Source organism: Caulobacter sp. LjRoot300 (assembly GCF_964253875.1).
In the GTDB taxonomy this organism is placed as follows: Bacteria; Pseudomonadota; Alphaproteobacteria; order Caulobacterales; family Caulobacteraceae; genus Caulobacter.
Genome location: NZ_CAXUSA020000001.1, coordinates 735,529 through 759,257, shown reverse-complemented (window position 1 = coordinate 759,257; position 23,729 = coordinate 735,529). Strand labels below are relative to the sequence as shown.

18 protein-coding genes are annotated in these 23,729 nt (G+C 67.4%); 15 read left to right on the top strand and 3 right to left on the bottom strand.

What is annotated here, in order from left to right:
- The first annotated feature begins 273 nt into the window (after positions 1-273).
- The 9 genes from ACSQ2G_RS03490 to ACSQ2G_RS03450 all read left to right on the top strand — a co-directional run bounded on the left by ACSQ2G_RS03490 (position 274) and on the right by ACSQ2G_RS03450 (position 11,699).
- A complete protein-coding gene (locus tag ACSQ2G_RS03490; RefSeq protein ID WP_436028317.1) occupies positions 274-2,814 on the top strand; it encodes a TonB-dependent receptor plug domain-containing protein in 2,541 nt (846 codons plus the stop codon).
- 481 nt (positions 2,815-3,295) lie between these two features.
- Positions 3,296-5,695, top strand: coding sequence for a TonB-dependent receptor plug domain-containing protein (locus tag ACSQ2G_RS03485; protein ID WP_436028316.1), 2,400 nt, complete (start codon positions 3,296-3,298; stop codon positions 5,693-5,695).
- Between the two features lie 303 nt (positions 5,696-5,998).
- On the top strand, positions 5,999-7,615 hold the full coding sequence (locus tag ACSQ2G_RS03480; protein ID WP_436028315.1) for an FAD-dependent oxidoreductase: 1,617 nt from the start codon (positions 5,999-6,001) through the stop codon (positions 7,613-7,615).
- A gap of 41 nt (positions 7,616-7,656) precedes the next feature.
- Entirely contained in the window at positions 7,657-8,049 is a 393-nt protein-coding gene (locus ACSQ2G_RS03475; RefSeq protein ID WP_056758897.1) for a c-type cytochrome, read from the top strand.
- 65 nt (positions 8,050-8,114) lie between these two features.
- A complete protein-coding gene (locus ACSQ2G_RS03470; protein ID WP_436028313.1) occupies positions 8,115-8,609 on the top strand; it encodes a RidA family protein in 495 nt (164 codons plus the stop codon).
- Between the two features lie 279 nt (positions 8,610-8,888).
- Positions 8,889-9,152, top strand: a complete 264-nt coding sequence (gene fliQ / locus ACSQ2G_RS03465; RefSeq protein ID WP_035073657.1) for a flagellar biosynthesis protein FliQ — start codon at positions 8,889-8,891, stop codon at positions 9,150-9,152.
- A gap of 10 nt (positions 9,153-9,162) precedes the next feature.
- On the top strand, positions 9,163-9,918 hold the full coding sequence (gene fliR / locus ACSQ2G_RS03460; protein WP_310084662.1) for a flagellar biosynthetic protein FliR: 756 nt from the start codon (positions 9,163-9,165) through the stop codon (positions 9,916-9,918).
- A 9-nt stretch (positions 9,919-9,927) separates the two neighbouring features.
- Complete coding sequence (gene flhB / locus ACSQ2G_RS03455; protein ID WP_436028311.1) at positions 9,928-11,010, top strand: flagellar biosynthesis protein FlhB; 1,083 nt, start codon at positions 9,928-9,930, stop codon at positions 11,008-11,010.
- Positions 11,011-11,084: 74 nt separating this feature from the next.
- On the top strand, positions 11,085-11,699 hold the full coding sequence (locus ACSQ2G_RS03450) for a hypothetical protein (RefSeq protein ID WP_436028309.1): 615 nt from the start codon (positions 11,085-11,087) through the stop codon (positions 11,697-11,699).
- Between the two features lie 4 nt (positions 11,700-11,703).
- Here ACSQ2G_RS03450 and ACSQ2G_RS03445 read toward each other — a convergent pair whose 3' ends face one another.
- Positions 11,704-12,057, bottom strand: coding sequence for a hypothetical protein (locus ACSQ2G_RS03445; RefSeq protein WP_436028307.1), 354 nt, complete (start codon positions 12,055-12,057; stop codon positions 11,704-11,706).
- A 63-nt stretch (positions 12,058-12,120) separates the two neighbouring features.
- Here ACSQ2G_RS03445 and ACSQ2G_RS03440 point away from each other — a divergent pair, with 63 nt between their 5' ends.
- The 3 genes from ACSQ2G_RS03440 to ACSQ2G_RS03430 all read left to right on the top strand — a co-directional run bounded on the left by ACSQ2G_RS03440 (position 12,121) and on the right by ACSQ2G_RS03430 (position 17,430).
- Entirely contained in the window at positions 12,121-12,591 is a 471-nt protein-coding gene (locus tag ACSQ2G_RS03440; RefSeq protein ID WP_436028305.1) for a MarR family winged helix-turn-helix transcriptional regulator, read from the top strand.
- A gap of 119 nt (positions 12,592-12,710) precedes the next feature.
- Entirely contained in the window at positions 12,711-14,798 is a 2,088-nt protein-coding gene (gene cckA, locus ACSQ2G_RS03435; protein ID WP_436028303.1) for a cell cycle histidine kinase CckA, read from the top strand.
- Between the two features lie 127 nt (positions 14,799-14,925).
- Entirely contained in the window at positions 14,926-17,430 is a 2,505-nt protein-coding gene (locus ACSQ2G_RS03430) for a M10 family metallopeptidase C-terminal domain-containing protein (RefSeq protein WP_436028301.1), read from the top strand.
- Positions 17,431-17,436: 6 nt separating this feature from the next.
- On the opposite strand, the gene ACSQ2G_RS03425 is transcribed toward ACSQ2G_RS03430, so the two are convergent.
- Positions 17,437-17,955, bottom strand: coding sequence for a GNAT family N-acetyltransferase (locus ACSQ2G_RS03425; RefSeq protein ID WP_436028299.1), 519 nt, complete (start codon positions 17,953-17,955; stop codon positions 17,437-17,439).
- A 70-nt stretch (positions 17,956-18,025) separates the two neighbouring features.
- Between ACSQ2G_RS03425 and ACSQ2G_RS03420 the strand changes: the two genes are divergently transcribed.
- Positions 18,026-18,403 (top strand): YybH family protein, encoded by a 378-nt coding sequence (locus tag ACSQ2G_RS03420; protein ID WP_436028297.1) that lies wholly within the window; start codon positions 18,026-18,028, stop codon positions 18,401-18,403.
- A 130-nt stretch (positions 18,404-18,533) separates the two neighbouring features.
- Positions 18,534-20,363: a DUF885 domain-containing protein gene (locus ACSQ2G_RS03415; RefSeq protein WP_436028295.1), complete on the top strand. Its 1,830-nt coding sequence runs from the start codon at positions 18,534-18,536 to the stop codon at positions 20,361-20,363.
- Between the two features lie 148 nt (positions 20,364-20,511).
- Here the strand turns inward: ACSQ2G_RS03415 and ACSQ2G_RS03410 are convergent, their stop codons facing one another.
- Positions 20,512-22,116, bottom strand: a complete 1,605-nt coding sequence (locus ACSQ2G_RS03410; RefSeq protein ID WP_436028293.1) for an EAL domain-containing protein — start codon at positions 22,114-22,116, stop codon at positions 20,512-20,514.
- 273 nt (positions 22,117-22,389) lie between these two features.
- Between ACSQ2G_RS03410 and recA the strand changes: the two genes are divergently transcribed.
- Positions 22,390-23,460 (top strand): recombinase RecA, encoded by a 1,071-nt coding sequence (gene recA / locus ACSQ2G_RS03405; protein ID WP_310084265.1) that lies wholly within the window; start codon positions 22,390-22,392, stop codon positions 23,458-23,460.
- Positions 23,461-23,729 lie beyond the last annotated feature (269 nt).

The window sequence follows — 23,729 nt, the reverse complement described above, 5'->3', positions numbered from 1 at the left end:
GGCCGGCGCCGTCCAAAGGGGCGCCGAGACCCCTCGGGACGTCCGTTACGATCCGATGACGGTTGCCGCGCTTGCAGAAATTTCAGCTTCGACGAACTGTTTCAAACGCGGTCATATCCGTGAGTTGTAAAGTATTGTTATCAAGCAAAAAGAACACGCTTACCGGGAAACGCCAAAGAGGAGAAAAACAATCGCGCTTAGATAGCGCATGAGGGGGTATGAATGAATAACCGTTCGCGTAGCATCCTGTTTTCTGGGGTGTCCGCTGTCAGCATGATCTTTGCTTATGGCGTCAACGCTTATGCCGCCGAGGCTCCAGAGCCTTCGCAGGACACAGCCGAACTCGAGGCCGTCATCGTCACCGGGACGCGCACCACCGGCATGAAGGCCGTCGACAGCCCCGCGCCGATCACGGTCCTGGGCGCAGACATCCTCAAGAAGACCGGCCAGCCGGACATGATCCAGGCCCTGGCCCAGAACGTGCCGTCGTTCAACGCCCAGGCCTTTGGCGGCGACACCGCCGCCCTGACCTTGTCGGCCAAGCTGCGCGGCATCAGCCCCAACCACACCCTGGTCCTGCTGAACGGAAAACGCCGTCACGGCACGGCCAACCTCGCCGTCCTCGGTGGAGCCTATCAGGGCGGCGCGGCCGCCGACCTGAACTTCATCCCCCTGGCCTCGGTCGACCACATCGAGGTGCTGCTGGAAGGCGCGGCCGCCCAGTACGGCACCGACGCCATCGCTGGCGTCATCAACATCATCCAGAAGAAGGCCACCTCGGGCGGCGAGGTCATCATCAATGGCGGCGGTTATATCGACGGCGGCGGCACGACGGGCGACTTCACCGCCAATATCGGCATCGCCCCGACCGAGAAGTCGTACCTGAACCTCACCGGCGAGACCAAGTACCACGGCTACAGCTTCCGCGGCGACTACGACCCCCGCGTGGTGAACACGCCCTACAACACCGGCGCCACCAACAGTCCGGCCAAGAGCTATCCGCAGGTCGTCAACGCGCCGAACTGGCCCTATGTGAACCGCATCGCCGGCGACGCCCAGTACCGCCAGACGGTGCTGGCCTACAACGCCGGCTACGAGATCACGCCCGACATCGAGGCCTACAGCTTCGGCACCATCGGCCGCAAATGGAGCGCCGCCCACGAGAACTACCGCCTGCCCAACGTCGTCAAGGGCAAGATGGCGACCGACATTCCGTACCCGCTGGGCTTCGATCCCAAGGAGTCGATCACCGAGACCGACTACGCCGTCACCGGCGGCGTCAGCGGCGTGACCAACGCCTGGAACTGGGACCTGAGCTCGACCTACGGAAAGGACGACGACTCGGTCAACGTCCTGGATACCGCCAACGCGTCGCTCTACGCCGACACCTCGACGACGACGACCAAGGGCTATTCGCCCACGGACATCCATGCGGGCGGCTTCATCAACACCCAATGGAGCAACACCCTCGACGTCAGCCACGACTTCGAGGTCGGCCTGGCCGGTCCGATGACCTTCGCGGCGGGCGCCGAGTATCGCAAGGAAAGCTATGAGATCACGGCGGGCGACCCGGCCACCTACTATGGCGGCGGCTCGCAGTCGTATTTCGGCTTCGCGCCGGTCAACGCCGGCAAGCACAAGCGCAACAACAAGGCCGTCTATGTCGACCTGGCGGTTAGCCCGGTCGAGGCGCTGAAGCTGGACGCCGCGGTCCGCTACGAGGACTTCAGCGACTTCGGCGACACCACGGTCGCCAAGCTGACCGGTCGCTACGACTTCTCGCCGGCCATCGCCGTGCGCGGCACGGCCAGCACGGGCTTCCGGGCCCCGACCCTGGCGGAGTCGTACTATTCGGGCATCAACGTTTCGCCCAGTTCGATCAGCGGCCAGCTGCCGCCGAACTCGCCGGGCGCCAGCCTGCTGGGCATCAACGGCCTGAAGCCCGAGAAGTCGAACAACTTCAGCATCGGCCTGGTCACCCACCTGGCGCCCAAGCTGACGATGACGCTGGACGCCTACCAGATCACCATCAAGAACCGCATCGTCAGCTCGGGCACGCTGTACGGCGAGAACGTCGTCACCCAGACCGTTATCGACCCGGTCACGGGCGCCAAAACCACGAAGCAAGTGACGAATGGCATCGTCTCGCCGGCGGTCGTCGCCGCCCTCGCGGCGAACGGCGTCAACGTGGATCCCTCGATCCGCAGCAACGCGACCTACAGCGTCGGCGCCAACATGTTCGTCAACGGCCTGGACACCCGCACCCGCGGAATCGATTTCGTCTCGACCTACTACAGCGATTTCGACGACTGGGGTCGGGTCGATTGGTCGTTGAGCGCCAGCTACAACAAGACCGAAGTGACCAAGATCGCGCCCAACCCGCCGGGCCTGGACCCGAAATTGACCCTGTTCGACGCCATCGCGATCGCCAACCTGGAAGACACCTCGCCCAAGTTCAAGATCATCGCGGGCGCCTATTGGTCCCTCGGCAAGTTCTCGATGAACCTGAAGGAGACCGTCTACGGCAAGTCGTCGGGCCTGAGCAACGACAGCGGTTCGTCGGCGCTGATGAGGACCACCGTCAAGACGGCGCTGATCACCGACCTGGACCTGGGCTACCAGGTGCTGCCGAGCGTAAAGGTGTCCATCGGGGCCAACAACCTGCTCAACCGCTATCCCAATCGGATCAACGGTCTGCTGCGCGAGCACTACCTGAAGAACAACAGCAACGGCTTCGTCACCCAGTTCCCCTCGTTCTCGCCCTTCGGCATCAACGGCGGCTACTATTACGGCAAGGTCACCTACAGCTTCTAGGCTCCAGAGCGGTCCTGGCGTCCACGGTTTGGATGTCGGGACCGCGATCGGACCAGATCCTCGAGCCGGGCGTTCGCGTCCGGCTCGTCCTGTTTCAGGGGGCTTGAGGGGCTTTCTTGCGGCCCGGACGCCAAGCCGATGATCAGAAGACGGCCAAAAGGCGCCGTGGGCGCCGCGCAAAGGGGCGCCGGGGCCGATCTGGCGCCGCGCCGGCGTCCATAAGCGCAGCGGCTATTGCCGAACTTTACCCCCTGAGGAAGTCTTCGATCGGCGGCGGTCGGCCGCCGCTTGTATATGTGATCAGCGCTTAAAATATTCTTCCTACGGTTGACAGCATCCAGACTCAAAAAAAGAAAAGATCTATCGGGGGATTCCACAGGCGGCGAAAACCACAGCGCGTTTGTAACGCCACCAGGGGATCTTAATGAATAAGTGTTCGCGGAATATCCTGCTTGCCGGGATCTCAACTCTTTCGCTCAGCATGGCGAGCGCCAGCCTGGCCTATGCCGCCGACGCGCCGGCCGACCCGGCCACCACCGAGGTCGAGACGGTCATCGTCACCGGCACCCGCACCACCGGCATGAAGGCCGTCGACAGCGCCGCGCCGATCCAGGTCGTCGATTCCGCGTCGCTGAAGCGGGCCGGCAAGCCGGACCTGATCGCGGCCCTGGCCCAGGCGATTCCCTCGTTCAACGCGCAATCCTTCGGCGGCGACACCGCGGCCCTGACCCTGTCGGCCCGGCTCCGCGGCCTGAGCGCCAACCACACCCTGGTGCTGATCAACGGCAAGCGGCGGCACGGCACGGCCAACCTGGCGGTCCTGGGCGGACCCTACCAGGGCGGCGCGGCCGCCGACCTGAACTTCATCCCGCTGTCGGCGATCGACCATATCGAAGTGCTGACCGACGGCGCCGCGGCCCAGTACGGCACCGACGCCATCGCCGGCGTGGTCAACATCATCCTGAAGAAGAACACCTCGGGCGGCTCGCTGGACGTCACGGCCGGCCGCTACTATGGCGGCGACGGCAAGACCGGCAACGTGTCGGGCAACATCGGCCTGTCGCCGTTCGCCAACTCCTACCTGAACCTCACCGCCGAGACCCGCTATCACGACTTCAGCGACTGGGGCGGCGACGACCAGCGGGTGATCCGCGGAAACACCGCCGCCAACGGCTGGAGCACGATCCTCGCCGGCTATCCGCACACCAACAAGATCTCGGGCGACGCCCGCTACCAGCTGACCACCGTGGCCTATAACGGCGGCGTGGAGATCGGCGACCTGGAGGTCTATTCGTTCGGCACCTACGGCCACAAGTACGCCGGCGCCTACGAGAACTTCCGCACGCCCACCCGTCTGCCGCAGCTCTATCCGCTGGGCTTCAACCCGATGGAGACCATCAAGGAGGAGGACTACGCCGTCACCGGCGGCGCGAAGGGCAAGGTGTTCGGCGATTGGGACTGGGATCTGAGCTCGACCTACGGCCGCGACTTCGACGCGATCAACGTCACCAACTCGGTCAACAAGGACCTCTATCTCGCCGCGCCGTCGGTGCTGGGCGCGGGCTCGACCCAGTCGGCCTTCCACGCCGGCGCCTTCCTCTCCACCCAATGGAGCACCACCCTGGACGTCAGCCGTCCCTTCGACGTCGGCCTGGCCGGACCGCTGACCGTCGCCTTCGGCGCCGAGCAGCGTCACGAGACCTACAAGATCAAGGCCGGCGAATACGCCTCGCGCTACAACGGCGGCTCGCAGTCCTATCCGGGCTTCTCGCTGACCGACGCCGGCAAGCACGAACGCGACAACGTCGCGGCCTATCTGGACCTAGCGGTCAAGCCGGTGGAGGCCCTGCAACTGGACGCCGCCGTCCGCTACGAGCACTTCAGCGACTTCGGCGACACCACGGTCGGCAAGCTGACCGGCCGCTACGACTTCTCGCCGGCCTTCGCCCTGCGCGGCACGGCCAGCACCGGCTTCCGCGCCCCCACCCTGGCCGAAGAATACTATTCGGCCACCAATGTCGGGCCGACCTCGGCCTTCGTGCAACTGGCGCCCAACTCCGCTGGCGCCAAGCTGGTGGGCGTCAACGGCCTGAAGCCTGAAAAGTCGACGAACTACAGCGTCGGCTTCGTGGCTCACCCGGGTGGGGGGCTGTCGGCGACCCTCGACGCCTACCAGATCGAGGTTAAAGACCGCATCGCCGGCAGCGGCTCGCTATACGCGGACCCTTCGGACCCCTTGGACCCCGTGACCGCCGCCATCAAAGCCAACGGCAATTCGATCTCCGACGACGCCACCGACATCGGCATCACCATCTTCACCAATGGGCTGGATACTCGCACCCGCGGCGTCGAAGCGGTCGTCACCTATGCGACGAGCTTCGGCGACCTGGGTCGGGTCGACTGGAGTCTGGCGGCCAATTACAATGAGACCGAGGTCACTAAGATCGCCGCGCCGCCGGCAGAGCTGGCGGGGGCTTCACTGTACGACAAGGCCGCGATCTCCGACCTGGAAACCGCCTCGCCGAAATACAAGGTCTCGGCCGGCGCGCTCTATAACCGCGGGCCGGTGACGATCAATCTGCACGAGACGCTGTACGGAAAGTCGTCCGAATACGCCACCTATGACGGCGTCAAATACTGGCTGGAGAAGGTCAAGCCGGCCTTCATCACTGACCTGGAAATCGACTGGCAGGTGATGGAGCAGTTCAAGATCTCGGTCGGCGCCAATAACCTGTTCGACAAGCAGCCGGACAAGAAGAGCGCCGCCGAGCTCAAGGACGAGGCCGATAACGGCAACGGCGCTCAAGACATCTATCCCAGCATCTCACCCTACGGCCTAAACGGCGGCTACTACTACGCCAAGCTCGCCTACAACTTCTGATCCCTGGAAAGCGTTATGGAACAAGGAAAAGCCGGGCCTCGCGCCCGGTTTTTCTGCGTTTTCGTCAACGATGTCCGTCGGCGGATTTTCCGTCGGTGAAATCTCTGTTTCTGGCGTGAAATTTCACACCGCCCGCTCTCCGCACAAGCCTCGCCGCGGGCGCCCAAGGGCGTGGCGCCGGAGGGTTTTCTCATAGGACTGACAAGTTTTTCGCATTGTCGTTAGGCGGGCCTGGTCTGACATAGCCAAGGCGGTCGCCTGGCTCGCAGGCGTCTTCGCGACAAGTAAAAATCGGGGATCGTTATGGGTGATCAATCGGCGGCCGCGCCCCTGAGCGAGGCGGGCGGCGTGCTGACGCGGCGGCGGTTCTTCGAGAGCCTGGCGGCGTTCGGCGGCGTGTCGCTGGCCATGGCCGGCATGGACGCCCTGGGCTTCGGCTTCGCCTCGGCCCAGACCGCCCCGCCCAAGCTGGAAGGCGATCCCAAGGGGACCAAGGTCGTGGTGCTGGGCGCGGGCCTGGCCGGCATGACCGCCGCCTACGAGCTGACCAAGGCCGGCTACCAGGTGCAGGTGATCGAGGCCCGATCCTTCGCCGGCGGCCGCTGCCAGACGGCCCGCAAGGGCTTCCAGCACACCGACCTGGTCGGCAACAACCAGACCTGCGAGTTCGACGAGGGGCTCTACATCAACCACGGCCCGTGGCGGATCCCGTACCACCACCGCTCGACCCTGCACTACACCAAGCTGTTCGGCGTGCAGCTGGAGAGCTTCGTCAACGACAACGACGCGGCCTATGTCTATTTCGAGAAGGGCGACGGGCCGCTGGCCGGCAAGCCGATCCGCAAGGGCCAGATCGCCGCCGACGTCCGCGGCTACGCCGCCGAGATGATCGCCAAGGCCGCCTCCAAGGGCCAGCTCGACGCGCCCCTGACCGCCGCGGACCGTGACCTGTTCGTGGCCTACATGATCAACGAGGGCCGCCTCTCGCCGACCGACCTGGCCTATACCGGCACCGAAGGCCGCGGCTTCGACGTCCATCCCGGGGCCGGTGTGGATCCGGGCCCCGGCAAGCCCTCGACGCCCTACAGCCTGTCGGACGTGCTGCACTCCAACGCCTGGCGGGTGCTCAGCTCGGTCTCCGGCTACGAGCAGCAGCGCACCATGCTGCAGCCGGTCGGCGGCATGGACCAGATCGCCAAGGGCTTCGAAAAGCGCGTCGGAACGCTGATCCGCTATTCCTGCGTGGTCGACAAGATCAAGCAGGGCCCCAAGGGCGTGGTCGTCACCTACACCGACAAGTTCGGCGAGCAGGACACGATCACCGCCGACTACTGCGTCTGCACCATCCCGCTCAGCGTGCTCAAGAACATCGACGCCGACTTCTCCAAGCCGTTCAAGGCGGCGATGTCGGGCGTGGCCTACGCGCCGGTCAACAAGATCGGCCTGCAGATGAAGACCCGGTTCTGGGAAGAGAACCACCACATCTATGGCGGCCACATCTATAACGACATGCCCGGCATCGGCACGATCACCCTGCCGTCCACCGGCTGGCAAGGCCAGAAGGGCGTGCTGCTGGGCTACTACGCGTTCGGCGGCGAGGCGGCCAAGATCAGCGCCAAGCCGCCGGCCGAACGCGCGGCGTTCGCCGTGGCCGCCGGCCAGAAGGTGTTCCCCGAATACGCCGAGAACTTCGAGAACGCCTTCTCGTTCAGCTGGCACCTAGCGCCGTTCAATCTGGGCGGCTGGGCCGAGTGGGGCGAGGAGGGGCGCAAGGCGGCCTATCCGGTGCTGTGCGAGCCCGACGGCCGCATCTACCTGGCGGGCGAGCACCTGACCTATCTGGGCGGCTGGCAGGCGGGGGCCATCGAGTCGGCCTGGCAGCAGATCGGCAAGCTGCACGCCCGCGTGCTCACGGCCTGAAGTCGCGCTATGCCTGTCCAAAGGTTGCTTGAGGAGTTTCCATGAGTCGTTCGATCGTCTTCCTCGCCGGCGTGCTGGCCGCCTCGGCCGTCTCGGCGGCCGCCTTCGCCGCCACCCCTTCGGCCCTGTTCAACGACAACTGCTCGGCCTGCCACCAGACGACGGGCAAGGGCGTGAAGGGCGCGTTCCCGGCCCTGGCCGGCGACCCGTTCGTCCAGGGCGACCCGGCCCCGATGATGGCCACGGTCTTGGCCGGCCGGGCCGGCATGCCGTCGTTCAAGGACGACCTGAACGACCTGGAGCTGGCCTCGGTGCTGACCTATGTCCGCACCTCGTGGGGCAACAAGGGCAAGCCGGTCAGCGCGTCCGACGTCGCCGCCGCCCGCGCCGCGATCAAGGCCGGCAAGAAGCCCGCCAGCCTGCAGGCCCACTAGAGCATCGGATCGCGGGCGCCGTCCGCATCCCGGAATTTCGCAACGGACAGTCCCTGGAGACGACCATGAAGCGCCTGATCCTCGCCGCCGCCGCCCTCGCCAGCCTCGCCGGAACCGCCGCCCACGCCCAGGAGATCGTCCGGGGCGGCGCGCCGACCTCGCCGATCGCCAGCGTGGTCACCGTGCCGGCCGGTTACGACACCATCTATGTCAGCGGCATGACCCCGCCGCCGCTCGACCCCAAGGGCGACCCGGCCCTGCCCGCCACCTTCGGCGACACCAAGACCCAGACCATGGGGGTGCTGACGCGCATCCAGGAGGCGCTCAAGAGCCAGGGCGCGACCATGGGCGACGTGGTGATGATGCGCGTCCTGCTGGTGGGCGACCCGGCCAAGGGCGGCAAGATGGACTTCCCCGGCATGATGGAGGCCTACAAGACCTTCTTCGGCACCGCCGAACAGCCCAACAAGCCCTCGCGCATCACCAGCCAGATCACCTCGCTGGTGCAGGGCGGGATGCTGGTCGAGATCGAGGTCCAGGCGGCGCGCAAGCCGAAGTAGGGCGGGGGACCCCCCGCCGTTCCGCCCCCTATGGGGGCGGACAGACCGCGAAGCGGTCAGGTGGGGGCAAGTAGCTAGCCGCACTGCGGGCGAACACTTGCCCCCTACGGGCCGCTTCGCGGCCGTCTTCCCCCAAGGGGGAAGAGCATTCCCTGGCGACCTTTCGCCACGCGCGCAACCGCCCTCTGTTAATTCTCCCTAACCGGCTGTTAACCATGACGGACGATGGTGCGAGTCACCGTCAGTTCCCGCGTGCGCGCGTCACCTAGAGGCCTTCCGATGAGCGGAGCCGAAGTCCTGGATGTCGGCCGCGACGCCATCTGGCTGACCCTGCAGCTCTGCGCGCCGATCCTTATCGTCGGCCTGGTGGTCGGCGTGGCTATCGGCCTGTTCCAGGCCCTGACCCAGATCCAGGAGGCCACCCTGGTCTACGCGCCCAAGATCGTGGCGATCTTCGTGGCCCTGCTGCTGTTCCTGCCGCTGATGGGCGCGCTGATGGCCGGCTTCATGAAGGAAATCGCCGCCAAGATCGCCGGAATGTAGGGAGCAAGGCTTGGACAGCTTCGCCACCGTTCTGCAGGTCTACGCCGGCGGCCTGGTCTTCGCCAGGATCGGCGCGATGGTCATGCTGATGCCCGGCATCGGCGAAAACGTCGTGCCGCCGCGCATCCGGCTGTCGTTCGCGGTGCTGATGGCCCTGCTGCTGGCCCCCCTGGTCTCCAAGTCGATCGTCACCGTGCCCTCCAGCGTCGGAGCCATGAGCGGGGCGGTGCTGCACGAGGTGCTGGTGGGGCTGATGATCGGGGCGGTGCTCAAGCTGTTCGTCAGCTCGCTGACCACGGCCGGCGAGATCATCTCGCTGCAGACCACCCTGTCGTTCGCCCAGACCACCAACCCGGCCGGGGCCCAGACCAGCACGGCGGTGGCCACCTTCCTGTCGATGCTGGGCCTGACCCTGATCATGGTCACCGACCTGCACCACCTGTTCATCGGGGCGATGGTCAAGTCGTACGACCTGTTCCCGTTCAGCCGCCCGGTGCCGGTGGGCGACGCCGCCGAACTGGCCGTGCGCACGGTGGCCGATTCGTTCAAGCTGGGCCTGCAGCTGTCGGCCCCAGTCCTGGTGTTCTCGATCGTCTTCAACCTGGCCACCGGCCTGGTCGGCCGGGTCATGCCGTCGTTCCAGATCTTCTTCGTCACCTCGCCGCTCAGCGTCATCCTGGGCCTCTCCCTGCTGGGCCTCTCGCTCGGCGGCATCGCCATGGTGTGGACCGATCGCTATCGGGACCTGCTGGCGGTGTTCAACTAGGGGCGCGCCATGGCCGACGAGCAGGACGACGCGTCAAAGACAGAAGAACCAACAGCCAAGAAGCTGTCGGACGCGCGCGCCAAGGGCGACGTCCCCAAATCCGCCGACATCTCGCAACTGGCCTCGCTGTCCGGGGCGTTCGGCGTGGTGGTCATCGCCGGCGGCTGGCTGACCCGCGACATGGTCCAGTCCCTGACGCCCTTCCTGGCCCACGCCGGCACCATGGACGTCGAGGGCGGCGTCCGCGCCATCGCCAGGACCGCGGTCATGGCCGCCCTGCCGGCCTTGATCCTGGTGATGGTGGTCTCGGGCCTGCTGGGCGCGGCGGCTAACGTCGCCCAGTCCGGCTTCATCCTGTCGGCCGACAAGATCAAGCCGGACCTGAAGAAGCTGGACCTGATCAAGGGGCTCCAGCGGATCTTCGGTCCCGACGGCTTCGTGCAGTTCGCCAAGTCGGCGTTGAAGTTCCTGGTCACCGGCGTCATCGCCTGGTTCGTGGTCAAGCCCGACGCGGCCCTGATCACCAACCTGGTCGGCATGGACGTCGGGGCGATCATCCCGATGTCGATGAAGCTGTGCACCAAGCTGTTCTGGATGGTGCTGATCTTCCTGATCGCCACCGCCGGCTTCGACTGGTTCTGGCAGCGCATCCGCTTCAACAAGCGCATGCGGATGAGCCTGCAGGACGTCAAGGACGAGATGAAGCAGTCCGAGGGCGACCCGCACATCAAGGGCAAGCAGAAGCAGTTGCGCATGCAGCGCTCGCGCCAGCGGATGATGCAGGCCGTGCCCAAGGCCACCGTGGTGGTCATGAACCCGACCCACTACGCCGTGGCGCTGAAGTACGAGCAGGGCGAGACCGCCGCGCCGATTTGCGTGGCCAAGGGCGTCGACGCCCTGGCCCTGAGGATCCGCGCCGTGGCCGAGGAGGCCGGGGTCTACGTGCTGGAAGACCCGCCCCTGGCCCGCGCCCTCTACGCCGCCATGGACGTCGACGAGCAGATCCCCGCCGAGCACTTCGAGGCCGTCGCCAAGGTCATCGGCTTCGTGATGAGCAACAAGCAGGCCAAGAAGCGCGGCTGGGCCGACTGAGACTTGGTCTTCGTCCGAAGGTTGACCTCCGCCTCGTGAGCATGCGCCATGGGGTTTGTTATCGGGGAGGGGTGATGGCGCGGTTGGCATGGTTTGCCGTCGGTCTGACGATCGGCGCGGCGCTGGTCGCTGCGCCGGCGGTTTGGCTGCACGATCCAGTCGAGACCGCCGAACACTTAGCCCGCGAGTGCCGTTTGATCGCCGGCTTGGAGCGCGAACGGATCGCCGAACAGATAGAGCGGTCGCGCGACATGCCAGACGACCCCTATCTGCTGCTGCGCGCGGAGCGGGTGGCGGGTGCGCCCAAGGCCTTTGGACCCCGTCGTCGGTCATGGAAATTGATTGACGCCGTGCTAGCCTTCCAGGGCCGCAAGGCCGCCGCGCCGATCGACTGCCGGCCCGCCCTGGACGCCGCCAAGGTTCCGGCCTTTGTTAGCTTCAGCCCCGACAAGCCCAAGACCATCTCCCACTCGGCCTATTCCCGCGCCGTCTTCTGGCCGGGCGACCGCTACGCGCTAATCACCTGGACGCCGTGCGACCTGCGGGCGGAGGGCTGGGACGAGGACCGCAATGCGATGTTGCTGCGCGGAGACGGAAAAGTCTGGCGTCAGGTCGAGTACAAGGATCGGCTCCTCATTTTCAGAACGCGCCCCTATCGAGGTCGCGCCATGCCCTGCTTCGCCGGCTGAGACCTCAGGCAATGTACCGCGCGGACACCATCCCGACGACGGCGATCATCAGCAGGCCGGCGGCGATCCGCTGGCTGCGAGCGGGATTCGCCCGGTCGGCCAGTTGGACGATCAGGGCGATCAGGGAGGCGATGATGGCGACCATCAGCACCTGCTCGGTGCGTCCAAAGGCGCCGCCGTGCACCCAGGCCCCCAGGCCCGCGCCGGTCAGCACGGCGACGACGGCCGCGCCGATCTGCGGCCGACGCAGGGCCTCGATGCCGACTCCGCCGGTCCGGGCCAGGACGAAGGTCGTACCGGCCCAGAAGATGGCGGCCAACACGTGGAACGACAGCAGCAGGATCAATCCGATGTTCATGACGGGCTCCTCTCGTGAACCGCCGTTCTGGCGGCGCGATATAGATAGACATCGAATTATTCGATGTCTATCTATCGAGTCATGAGCACCTCAGGTCCGCCGTCCGCCCCGCCGATCGGCTTCGTGCTGTCCCAGGTCTCCAAGGCCGTGGCCCGGGCCTTCGACGAGGCGATGAACGAAGCGGGCGGTTCGCTGCCGACCTGGCTGGTCCTGCTGTCGCTGATGCCCGGAGGCGATCGGCCTCAGGCGGATCTGGCCCTGGCCGTCGGCGTCCAGGGGCCGACCCTGACCCACCACCTGAACGGCCTGGAAGCCCAGGGCCTGGTCATCCGCACCCGTGACCAGGCCGACCGCCGCGCCCACCAGGTGGCCCTGACGCCTGAGGGCCGGGCGATGTTCCTGCACCTGCGCCAGACCGCCGAGCGCTTCGACGCCCGCCTGCGCGGCGACCTGACCGGCCAGGAGACCGACCTGCTGCGCAACCTGCTGAACCGCCTGCGCGCCAACGTGGCGGACGAGGTCCGGAGACCATAATCCCGTCACGGAATCAGGAATCGATCACGGATCGCGCTCCGCGAGCGGGTTGGGGCTATCCTATCCCGCGAATCGATGGGCTGGATGCCCGCAAGGCTGCAGAAGGATTTCGGTCGACCATGACCGAGACGCCCATGAAAGACCTTTCCGGCGAGGCAAAGCGTCGTCCCGACCTGCTGATCTGGGGCGCGGCGGTGTTCCTGGTCCTGGCCGCCGTGTTCGCCGCCGCCCCCGCCCTGCGGGCCGGTCCAGCCACCCTGGCGGGCCTGCTGCTGCTGGGCGGCGTCGCTGGCGTGGCGATCCTGGGCCTGGTGGCCATCCGCGCCTCGACCGCGGTCGGCGACCCCGATCCCGAGGGCGCCGAAGCCTTCGTCGAGGCCCTGCCCGAACCGGCGGCCGTCACCGCCGCCGACGGCCGGCTGCTGGCCGCCAACGCCGCCTGGGTCCAGGCCGTGGGCGACGCCCGCCGCCTGCCCCGGGGCGCGGCCGGGGCCCGCCTGTTCGCCGCCCTGGTCAAGGCCCGCGACGGCCAGCGCGCCGAGGGGACGCTGATCATCGCCGGCCAGGAGCGCCGCGCCGAGGCCGCCCGCCTGCGCGGCGGCCGCCTGCTGGTCCGCCTGCCGTCGGTGGTCGAGAAGGAGGTCTATGTCCCGACCGCCGCGCCCGCCCCGGTGGTCGCCCAGTCAGCGCCGGCCCCACGCACCCTGGACGCCTTCTCCGGCGCCTCGCCGTTCGGCGCGGCCCTGCTGGAAGGGCTGGACCCGTTCAACTCGCGCGTCCTCGAGGCCAATCCGGCCCTGGCCGCCATGACCGGCGCCGTGCCGTCCGGCACGCTGTTCGGCGCCCTGATCGACCCGCCGTCGCGCGCCGAGGCCGAGACCCGCCTGGCCGAGGGCAAGAGCGGCCCGTTCGAGGTCCGTCTGGCCCGCGACCCGACCCGCATCGCCCACCTCTATCTCTATCGCGCCGAAGGCCGGCTGGTGGCCTATCTGATCGATGTCTCCGAGCAGAAGCAGATGGAGCTGCAGCTGGCCCAGGCCCAGAAGATGCAGGCCATCGGCCAGCTGGCCGGCGGCGTGGCCCACGATTTCAACAACCTGCTGACCGCCATCCAGCTGCGCCTGGACGAGCTGCTGCACCGCCACCCGGTCGGCGACCCGTCGTACGAGGGCCTCAACGAGATCCGCCAGACCGGCGTGCGCGCCGCCGACCTGGTCCGCAAGCTGCTGGCCTTCAGCCGCAAGCAGACCGTGCAGCGCGAGGTGCTGGAACTGGGCGAGCTGATCAGCGAGTTCGAGGTCCTGCTGCGGCGGCTGCTGCGCGAGGACGTCAAGCTGATCACCGACTACGGCCGCGACCTGCCGCAGGTGCGGGCCGACAAGAGCCAGCTCGAGACCGCCGTCATGAACCTGGCCGTCAACGCCCGCGACGCGGTGCGGGCGGCCAAGGGCGGCGGCGTCGTGCGCATCCGCACCGCCCGCCTGACCCAGGACGAGGCCCAGGGCCTGGGCTTCCCGGGCGCCGAGGGCGACCAGGCCTTCATCGAGGTCAGCGACGACGGTCCCGGCATCCCGCCCGAGGTGATGGGCAAGATCTTCGACCCGTTCTTCACCACCAAGCCGGTGGGCGAGGGCACGGGCCTGGGCCTAGCCACCGTCTACGGCATCGTCAAGCAGAGCGACGGCTGGATCCACGTCCATAGCCGTCCCGGCGAGGGGGCCGCCTTCCGCATCTTCCTGCCGGTCTATGAAGCCACCCCGGCCCAGCAGGCCGCCGCCGCGGCGGCCCTGGCGGTCGCCGAACCGGCCAAGCCACGCCCGCCGCGCGACCTGTCGGGCGCGGGCCGCATCCTGTTCGTGGAGGACGAGGACGCCGTGCGCGGCGTCGCCGCCCGCCTGCTTCGCGCGAGGGGCTACGAGGTGCTGGAGGCCAGCGACGGCGAGGAGGCCCTGATCATCGCCGAGGAGCACGCCGGCACCATCGACCTCTTGATCAGCGACGTGATCATGCCCGGCATCGACGGCCCGACCCTGCTGAAGAAGGCCCGCGCCTATCTGGGCAATGCGCCGGTGATGTTCATCAGCGGCTATGCCGAGGCCGAGTTCAGCGACCTGCTGGAAGGCGAGACGGGCGTGACGTTCCTGCCCAAGCCGATCGACATCAAGACCCTGGCCGAACGGGTGAAGCAGCAGATGCAGGCGGCCTGACTGGCGAACTTCACCCGAAGGCGGAAGACCGGCGACAGCGTGTCACGGCGTCGGGCAGCCATTGCGTGGTAAGCATTCGGTCGTGATCTCGTCTTATCCTCCGGTAGCGGGAGTTCGCGAGGGGCACGTGCAGATAATCGAGAATGCGGGCGACCGCTTGACCTGGGACTCGGGCGAGACACCCGCTCCGCAGGCCTTCCTGAACGCCGAGCAGCGAGGCGACATCGCCCCGAACGGCAAGCCGAGCCTGACGATCGAGGAGGCGGGCTTCCACCTGATTGGCGGCGAGCCCGGCTGGTCCGGGGCCCTGGGCCAGGGTTACACGGTGACCTATGGGTTTCGTTCCACCGCCCCCGCCGACATGCCGGACGACACCGGCGGCTTTTCGCGGTTCAACGCCGCTCAGATCGCCCAGGCCGAGCGCGCCCTGCTGGCCTGGAGCGACGTGGCCAACATCACCTTCACCCGAGTGGGGTCTGGAACCGGGGCCCAGGCCTATTCCAACTCCGCCTCGATCTTGTTCGCCAACTACGCCACCGGGGCCGAGGGCGCGGCGGCCTTCGCCAACTATCCCGGCAATCCCGACTTCACGTCGAACTCGGGCGACGTGTGGGTCAACAGTTCGCTCAGCTACAACAGCAATCCGGTCCAGGGCGGCTATGGCGGTCTAGTGCTGGTCCACGAGATCGGCCACACGATCGGCTTGGCCCACCCGGGTAACTACGACGCCGGTGACGGGGGGCAGATCACCTATGCCGCCGACGCCGAATATTACGAAGATTCCAACCAGTACACGGTGATGAGCTATTTCGACGAGACCGACACCGGGGCGTCGTTCAATGGCGCTTACGGCGCGGTCCCGATGCTGGACGACATCTCGGCCGCCCAGCAGGAATATGGCGTCAACGCCACGACGCGGACCGGGGATACCGTCTACGGCTTCAACTCCACGGCGGGCCGGACTTGGTTCTCGGCCACCTCCGCCAACACCTTCCTGATCTTCGCGGTCTGGGACGCAGGCGGTGTCGACACCTTCGACTTCTCCGGCTTCACCCACACCCAGGTCATCGACCTGCAGGCCGGGCATTTCTCCAACGTGGGCAACTTGGTCGGCAATGTCGCGATCGCCGCCAACGTGATCATCGAAAACGCGATCGGTGGCTCTGCCGCCGACCAGTTGCTGGGCAACGCGGCCGACAACCGGCTGATGGGCGGCGCCGGCGACGACCTGCTCTACGGCGCGCTCGGCACGGATCAATTGACCGGCGGAGCCGGTGCCGACACCTTCGTCTATCGGGCGATCACCGAGTCCGCCGCGGCCGCGCCGGACATGATCACCGACTTCATCAGCGGCATCGACAAGATCGACCTGTCGGCGTTGTCGGTGACCGGCTACACGATCGGCCACGCCGACGGTGTCACCATGTTGCAGGTGATGGCGGCGGGAGGCGTTTTGACGGTGTCGCTGACGGCGTCCCTGGCGGCCGGCGACCTGATCCTGCCGACCCTCGTGGGGCAGACCTATACGGGCGGAGCCGGCAAGGACGTCCTGGTCGGGGGCGGCGGCGCTGACTTCCTGGTGGGCGCGGGCGACGGCGACACCCTGACGGGCGGGGCGGGGGCGGACACCTTCCGCTACCTGACCCGGACCGACAGCGCGCCGGACGCCTATGACATCATCACCGACTTCATGACGGGCTTTGACACTATCGACCTGAAGGGCGTGACGCCGGTCGAGGTCAGTTTGGTGCGGTCTGGAAGCTCGACCTTCGTGTTCGTCAACACGCCCGACGGCCCGATGACCATCGGCGTCAGCGGCGACGTCAACGGCTTGGATATCCAGACCCACGACGGCCACGGCGTATATCTCCTGGGCGATGCCGGGTCCAACACCCTGATCGGCGGCATGAGCGGCGATGTCATTCAGGCCGGCGCCGGTGACGACGTGATCATCGGCGGGGGCGGCGGGGACGTTCTGTTCGGCCAGACCGGGGCCGACACCTTTAGGTACCTGGCCGGGGCCGACACCAACGCCGTCGGGCCGGACGGAATCTACGAGTTCGAGACTGGGGTCGACAAGATCGACCTGTCGGCGGCCGGTCCCATCGAGGTGTCGCTGATCCGGGCCGGCGGTTCGACCTTCCTGTTCGCCAACACCCCGACCGGAGCCATGCAACTGGCTACGGTCGGCCATGACCTCAATGCAGGCGACCTGATCACCGGCATGTCGCGCGGGGTGTTCATGATCGGTGACGAGACCGCCGACATCCTGGTCGGCGGCGGCTTGAACGACGTGATCCAGGCCGGGGCCGGCGACGATATTGTGCGTGGCGGCCGGGGGGGCGACGCCATCTGGGGCGGAGCCGGGGCCGACGTCTTCAAGTATGGCGCGGCCTCCGACAGCGCGCCGGGCGACGGCGGAGCGGGCCTCGACAGCATCTTCGACTTCCAGTCTGGGATCGACAAGCTGGACCTGACCAGCGTCCACACCGGCGTGAACGACATCTACGGCGTGTTGTCTTCTGGCGGCTCGACCTTCGTGTTCGTCGACCTGGGCGGTGATGGGGTGGGCGACATGACCATCCAACTGACCAACACCGCCGCGGTGTTGGCGGGGGACATCCTGTTCTAGAACCGGTTAGCCCCGCTGCAGCAGTACCGTCGGCGCGTCGCGGTAAGTGGTGCGGACGACCTCCAGGAAGCCCATCTTCCAGGCCAGCTTCAGCGAGGGGGCGTTGTCGGGGTCGATGATGCAGACCACCGGCGCGTCGCCCCATTGCTCGCGGGCCCAGGATAGGGCGCCCGCGATGGCCTCGCTGGCGAAGCCCTTGCCGTGGGCCCAACTGGCCAGGGCCCAGCCCATTTCCGGGACGCCGTCGATCGAGGGCTGGAGGCCCCGGCGGAAGTCGGCGAAGCCGAGCTCGCCGACATAGCGGCCGCTGGCCGTCTCCCGCGCCGCCCAGTAGCCGTAGCCCAGCACCGCCCACAGCCCCCGGGCCCGCAGCAGGCGCTGCCAGCTCTCCTCGGGCGTCGAGGTGCGGCCGCCGATGTGGCGGGTGACCATCGGGTCGCTCCACATCGCGGCGCTGTCCTCGAAGTCGGACGCCTGGGGCGGGCTGAGCGTGAGGCGGGCGGTGGTCAGGGTCGGCGGAATCATCGGGGTCCTGTTCGGGTCTGCGCCGCGAGCCTATACCGACCGCGCCAGACGCCAACCGCCGGACTTGCCCATGACCGCGCCGCAAGACGCCATCGCCGCCCGCCGCAAGCTGACCAACAGACTGATCGCCGGCAAGGACGCCCGCCGCCTGGCGCCGTTCTTCGCGCCGGACATCAAGGTGATCGTCGGCGACGGCTCGCTGATCCTGGGTGCACGCGACGTCCTGGAGGCCTTCGCCAGCCAGTTCGCCGACCCGGCCTTCGTCGCCTATGTCCGCACCACCGACCGGATCGAACTGGACGCCGCCGGCGAGCGCGCCGCCGAGCACGGGACCTGGGTCGGGACGACGCGCGGCGCAGCCGACACGAGCGGGTCCTATCTGGCGACCTGGCGCAAGGTCACCGGCCAGTGGGTGATCGAGAACGAGCTGTTCGTGACCTTGAGCTAGACGCGGTTCTCGGCCGCACGAAACGTGCGCTCCGTCACAAGATGACGGGAAATTAATGCCAGCGCCGTTGCCCAGGGGGGAAAGGCCCTCTACCCCTTGGCGTCCGAAGATCCAGGGAAGGGGCCCCGCCTTGCAAAACCGTCGTCAGATGCTGCTGTCCACCGTCGCCGTCGGCCTGGCCGCCGCGACCCCGGGTCTCGCCCTGGCTCAGGCCGCGCCGGCCTCCGGCGAGAGCGCCAAGCTCAACGCCCTGTTCGACGCCATCATGGCCAAGCAGCTGCGCCAGTCGCCCGAGACGGCCACGGGCCTGGGCCTGGACGTCGGCGACCTGGCCTGGACCAAGTCGCAGCTGGGCGACCGCTCGTTCGCCGCCATCGCCGCCGGGATCGCCCAGACCAAACAGCAACTGGCCGACCTGCGCGCCATCGACCGCAAGCAGCTGACCGGCATGGACGTGGTCAACTACGACACGGTCGAGTTCACCCTGGCCGTGCAGGACGAGGGCAACAGCAAGTTCACGTACGCCGGCGGCGGTTCGGGCGCGCCCTATGTGCTCAGCCAGCTGACGGGTTCTTACCAGTCCTATCCCGACTTCCTCGACACCCAGCATTCGATCGAGACCAAGGCCGACGCCGACGCCTATCTGTCGCGGATGGAGGCCTTCGCCCGGCTGATGGACCAGGAAGCCGCCATCGCCGCCCGCGACTACGCCGACGGCGTGATCCCGCCGGACTTCGTCATCGACAAGGCCCTGGTCCAGATGAAGGCCTTCGCCGGCACGCCCACTGCCGAGGCGCCGCTGGTGCTGTCGGTGGCCCGCCGGACCAAGGACAAGAACATCCCCGGCGACTGGGCCGGCGAGGCGAGCAAGATCTACGAGAATTCGGTGCTGCCCGCCCTGAAGCGCCAGATCGCGCTGCTGGAGAGCGTCCGCCCCAAGGCCACCCACGACGCCGGCGTCTGGCGCCTGAAGGACGGCGGCGACTACTACGCCGTGTCGCTGAAGAACTACACGACCTCGACCCTGACTCCCGACGAGATCCACCAGCTGGGCCTGGACCTGGTGAAGTCGATCTCGGTCCAGGCCGACAAGCTGTTCAAGAGCATCGGCATGTCCAAGGGCACGGTCGGCGAGCGGATGGCCGAGCTGGGCAAGGACATCTATGAGAACACCGATCCGGCCAAGGAACAGCTGATCAAGGACCTGAACGTCAAGGCGGCCTGGATCCAGAAGCAGCTGCCGGCCTATTTTGGCGCTCTGCCCAAGGCTTCGCTGGAGATCCGCCGCGTGCCCAAGGCCATCGAGGCCGGCGCGCCGGGCGGCTACTACAACGCGCCCTCGCTGGACGGCAAGCGCCCAGGGATCTACTGGATCAACCTGCGCGACACCAAGGAGCAGGCCAAGTACACTCTGACCACCTTGACCGTGCACGAGGGCGTGCCCGGCCACCACCTGCAGCTGTCGATCTCCAACGAGGCCAAGAGCCTGCCCCTGCTGCGCAAGACGATCGGCAATTCGGGCTACGCCGAGGGCTGGGCGCTCTATTCCGAAGAGCTGGCCGTCGAGATGGGCATCTACAAGAGCGACCCGCGCGGCCACATCGGCATGTTGCACGACGCCCTGTTCCGCGCCGTCCGCCTCGTGGTCGACAGCGGCATGCACTACAAGAAGTGGACCCGCGAGCAGGCCGTCAAGTACATGGCCGAGACCATGGGCGATGAGGAGAGCGGCACGATCACCGAGATCGAACGCTACGTCGTCTGGCCGGGCCAGGCTTGCAGCTACATGATCGGCAAGATCACTTGGCTGCGGGCCCGCGAACGAGCCAGGAAGGCTCTGGGCAAGGCGTTCGACATCCGCCAGTTCCACGACGCCGGCCTGCTGGCGGGCATGACCCCGCTGACCGTGCTTGACCGCGTGATCGACGACTACATCGCCAAGACCAAGACGGCGAAGTAAGGCCCGAAAGCTTTTCCCTCCCCTTTATGGGGAGGGGGGACCAGCGAAGCTGGTGGGGGGGGGCGTGCTGAGTCAGCCAGGCTCTGCACCGAGCCCCACCCGACCCGCTACGCGGGCCACCCCATAAAGGGGAGGGAAGGGCGTTGGGTCACCCCCACCCCTCCGACACGCCCGCCCGGCGCGCCGCCGGGGTCACCGAACCGACCTTCAGCGCCGGCTGCGGCTGGTCGGCTGGCTTGCCGAACAACCAGCCCTGGGCGAAGTCGACGCCGGCCTTGCGGACCACGTCCTCGACCTCGGCGGTCTCGACCATCTCGGCGACGGTGCGGATGTCCAGATCGCGGCACAGCTCGACCAGCCGGCGCACCATCGCCCCGTCGCGGCCGCTGCCGGCCAGTTCGCGGACGTAGCGGCCGTCGATCTTGACGATGTCCAGGCTCAGTTCCTGCAGATAGGCGAACGATGAGGCCCCGGCCCCGAAGTCGTCCAGGCAGACCAGCGAGCCCAGGCCTCGCAGGGCCTGGATGTGCCGATTGGCGCGCGGCAGGTCGTCGATGGCGCTGGTCTCGGTGATCTCGAAGATCAGCCGGCCCTTGGCGACGTCGGCCTTGGTCAGCAGGCGGCCGATATGGTCGACGAAGCCTTCGTTGACGATGGTGCGGCCCGAAACGTTGATCGCCAGCTTGATCGCGCCCGAACGGTCGGCGGCCAGGCGCTTGACCGCCATCTCGGCGATGGCGTGGTCCAGTTCCTCGATCAGGTCGAACTCCTCGGCCATGCGGATCAGCTGGAAGGGGCTGCCGCCGTCCTCGAAGCGCACCAAGGCCTCGTGGTGATGGGCCGCGCCGGTCTTCAGGTCGACCACCGGCTGGTAGACCAGGCTGAAGCGGCGCTGGCTGACCGCCACGCCCAGGGCGCCGGCCCGCGACAGGGTGCGCTTGACCGAGCGGTTCATCGCCTCGGACAGGCTGAGCGGCGGGGTGTCCTTCAGGCCCTCGCGCAGGAAGTCGTCGAGGGCGTAGCGCAGGGCCTTGAGGCCGCGCGACGGGGCCACGCCGTCGTCGATCGACACGACCTGGGCGCTGGCCTGGACTGTGGTCGAGCGGGTCAGGCGCTGGGCCATGTCGTCGGCGTGGTCGGCCTTGGCGCGGACCAGGGCGAAGCGGTCGGGCGACAGGCGGGTGGCCATGCCGCCGGCATGCGACTCGGCCCGCACCGCGCCGGCCAGCTTCAGGTCCAGGGCTCGGGCCTCGGGCTGGGACAGCTGCTGGCGCAGGGCGTCCAGGTCGGAGAAGTCGACCATGGCCAGCTCCAGCTCCAGGCCGGTGACGCGGGCGGCCTCGAACAGGCCGCGGGCGATGTCCTCGAAGCTCTCGCGGCTGCGCAGGCCTTCGTCGTCCATCTGGCCCGAAGGGGCGTTGGCCGGGGTGACCGAGACCGAGATCCGGCCGCCGTTGTCGGGCAGGGCGCGCATGGTCAGGTTCACGTGGCGCGGCGGTTCGCCGGCCATGCGCACAGTGACCGGCCCGCGCCGCTGGCCGTCGTCCATCACCCGCGTCGCGGCGTCGATCAGCGGGCGGTCGGCGGCCGCGAACAGCTCGCTCCAGGCGCGGCCCGTCAGCGTCCGCTCGTCCTGGCCCATGATCCGCTGCGCCGCGCCGAGCGCCAGGATCACCCGGCCGTTCTCGACCTCCAGCAGAAGGTCGGCGCTGGCGAAGGCCAGGCCCAAGAGGCGGCGCGGATCGATCGACAAGGCAAAGGTCCCCCCGGAAGACCATCACCATCGCCGGCCGGCGTTAAGGACGGGTTTCGGTCGAGCTTGCGCCCCAGGGCCGAGACGCGGGGAATTGCCGCATGCGGCATGATCGAGCGACCGTTTCTGACGTACGCGGCTTCTACAGTAAGAACATGTTGCGAACATGGAACAAAACATGTACGCATTAATCATTCCACAGGCGGGTGGGTGCGGCGGTCGCGAACCTCCGATCCGGTTGTCGGAATCATGGAATAAGGGCGGATCACTCCAATGAGCAATCAGGCGGCTTTGAAACTCGTGGGCAAGGAAGACGGCGACAAGCAACGGGCTCTGGAAGCCGCGCTGGCCCAGATCGACCGGGCGTTCGGCAAGGGCTCGGTGATGAAGCTGGGCGAAAAGGGCAAGGTCGAGATCGAGTCGATCTCCACCGGCTCGCTCGGCCTGGACATCGCCCTGGGCATCGGCGGCCTGCCCAAGGGGCGGGTGATCGAGATCTACGGCCCGGAAAGCTCGGGCAAGACGACCCTGGCCCTGCACGTGGTGGCCGAATGCCAGAAGGCCGGCGGCACCGCCGCCTTCGTCGACGCCGAGCACGCCCTGGACCCGGGCTACGCCTTCAAGCTGGGCGTCAATCTCGACAACCTGCTGGTCTCGCAGCCCGACAACGGCGAGCAGGCCCTGGAGATCACCGACACCCTGGTGCGCTCGGGCGCCGTCGACATCGTGGTCATCGACTCGGTCGCGGCCCTGACTCCCAAGGCGGAAATCGAAGGCGAGATGGGCGACAGCCTGCCTGGCCTGCAGGCCCGCCTGATGAGCCAGGCGCTGCGCAAGCTGACCGCCTCGATCAACAAGGCCAACACCATCGTCATCTTCATCAACCAGATCCGTCACAAGATCGGGGTGATGTACGGCAGCCCGGAAACCACCACCGGCGGCAACGCCCTGAAGTTCTACGCCTCGGTCCGCCTGGATATCCGCCGCACCGGTTCGATCAAGAACCGCGACGAGATCGTCGGCAACAATGTCCGGGTCAAGGTGGTCAAGAACAAGGTGGCCCCGCCGTTCCGCGAGGTCGAGTTCGACATCATGTACGGCGAGGGCATCTCCAAGCTGGGCGAGATCATCGACCTGGGCGTCAAGGCCGGGATCATCGACAAGGCTGGCTCGTGGTTCTCGTACAATAGCCAGCGCATCGGCCAGGGCCGCGACAATGTCCGCGAGTTCCTCAAGGCCAACAAGGACCTGGCCGCCGAGATCGAGGCCGCGGTGCGCCAGTCTTCCCGCAAGATCGAGGAAGAGCTGCTGGTCGGCGGTCCCGACGACGACGGCGACGAATAGGACTTCCCTGGTCCGGGCCGCCCCAGGCAAACCCGGGAGCGACCTGGACCAGCCGAAGGTTTCGCGGCCGCCGCCCGCCGCGGGCGACCCCGCCTTATAGCCCGCCGCGCACACCGCCCGGCCGGCCGCGATCCCCGGACGCCTGGACCCCATGCCAGGCGTCCGATTTCGTTGATCCTCCCCTCCGGGGGAGGTGGCCCGAAGGGCCGGAGGAGGCCTGCCGAGTCGACCGCCTAGGATCCTCCCCCTCTGGGGGAGGTGTCGGCGCA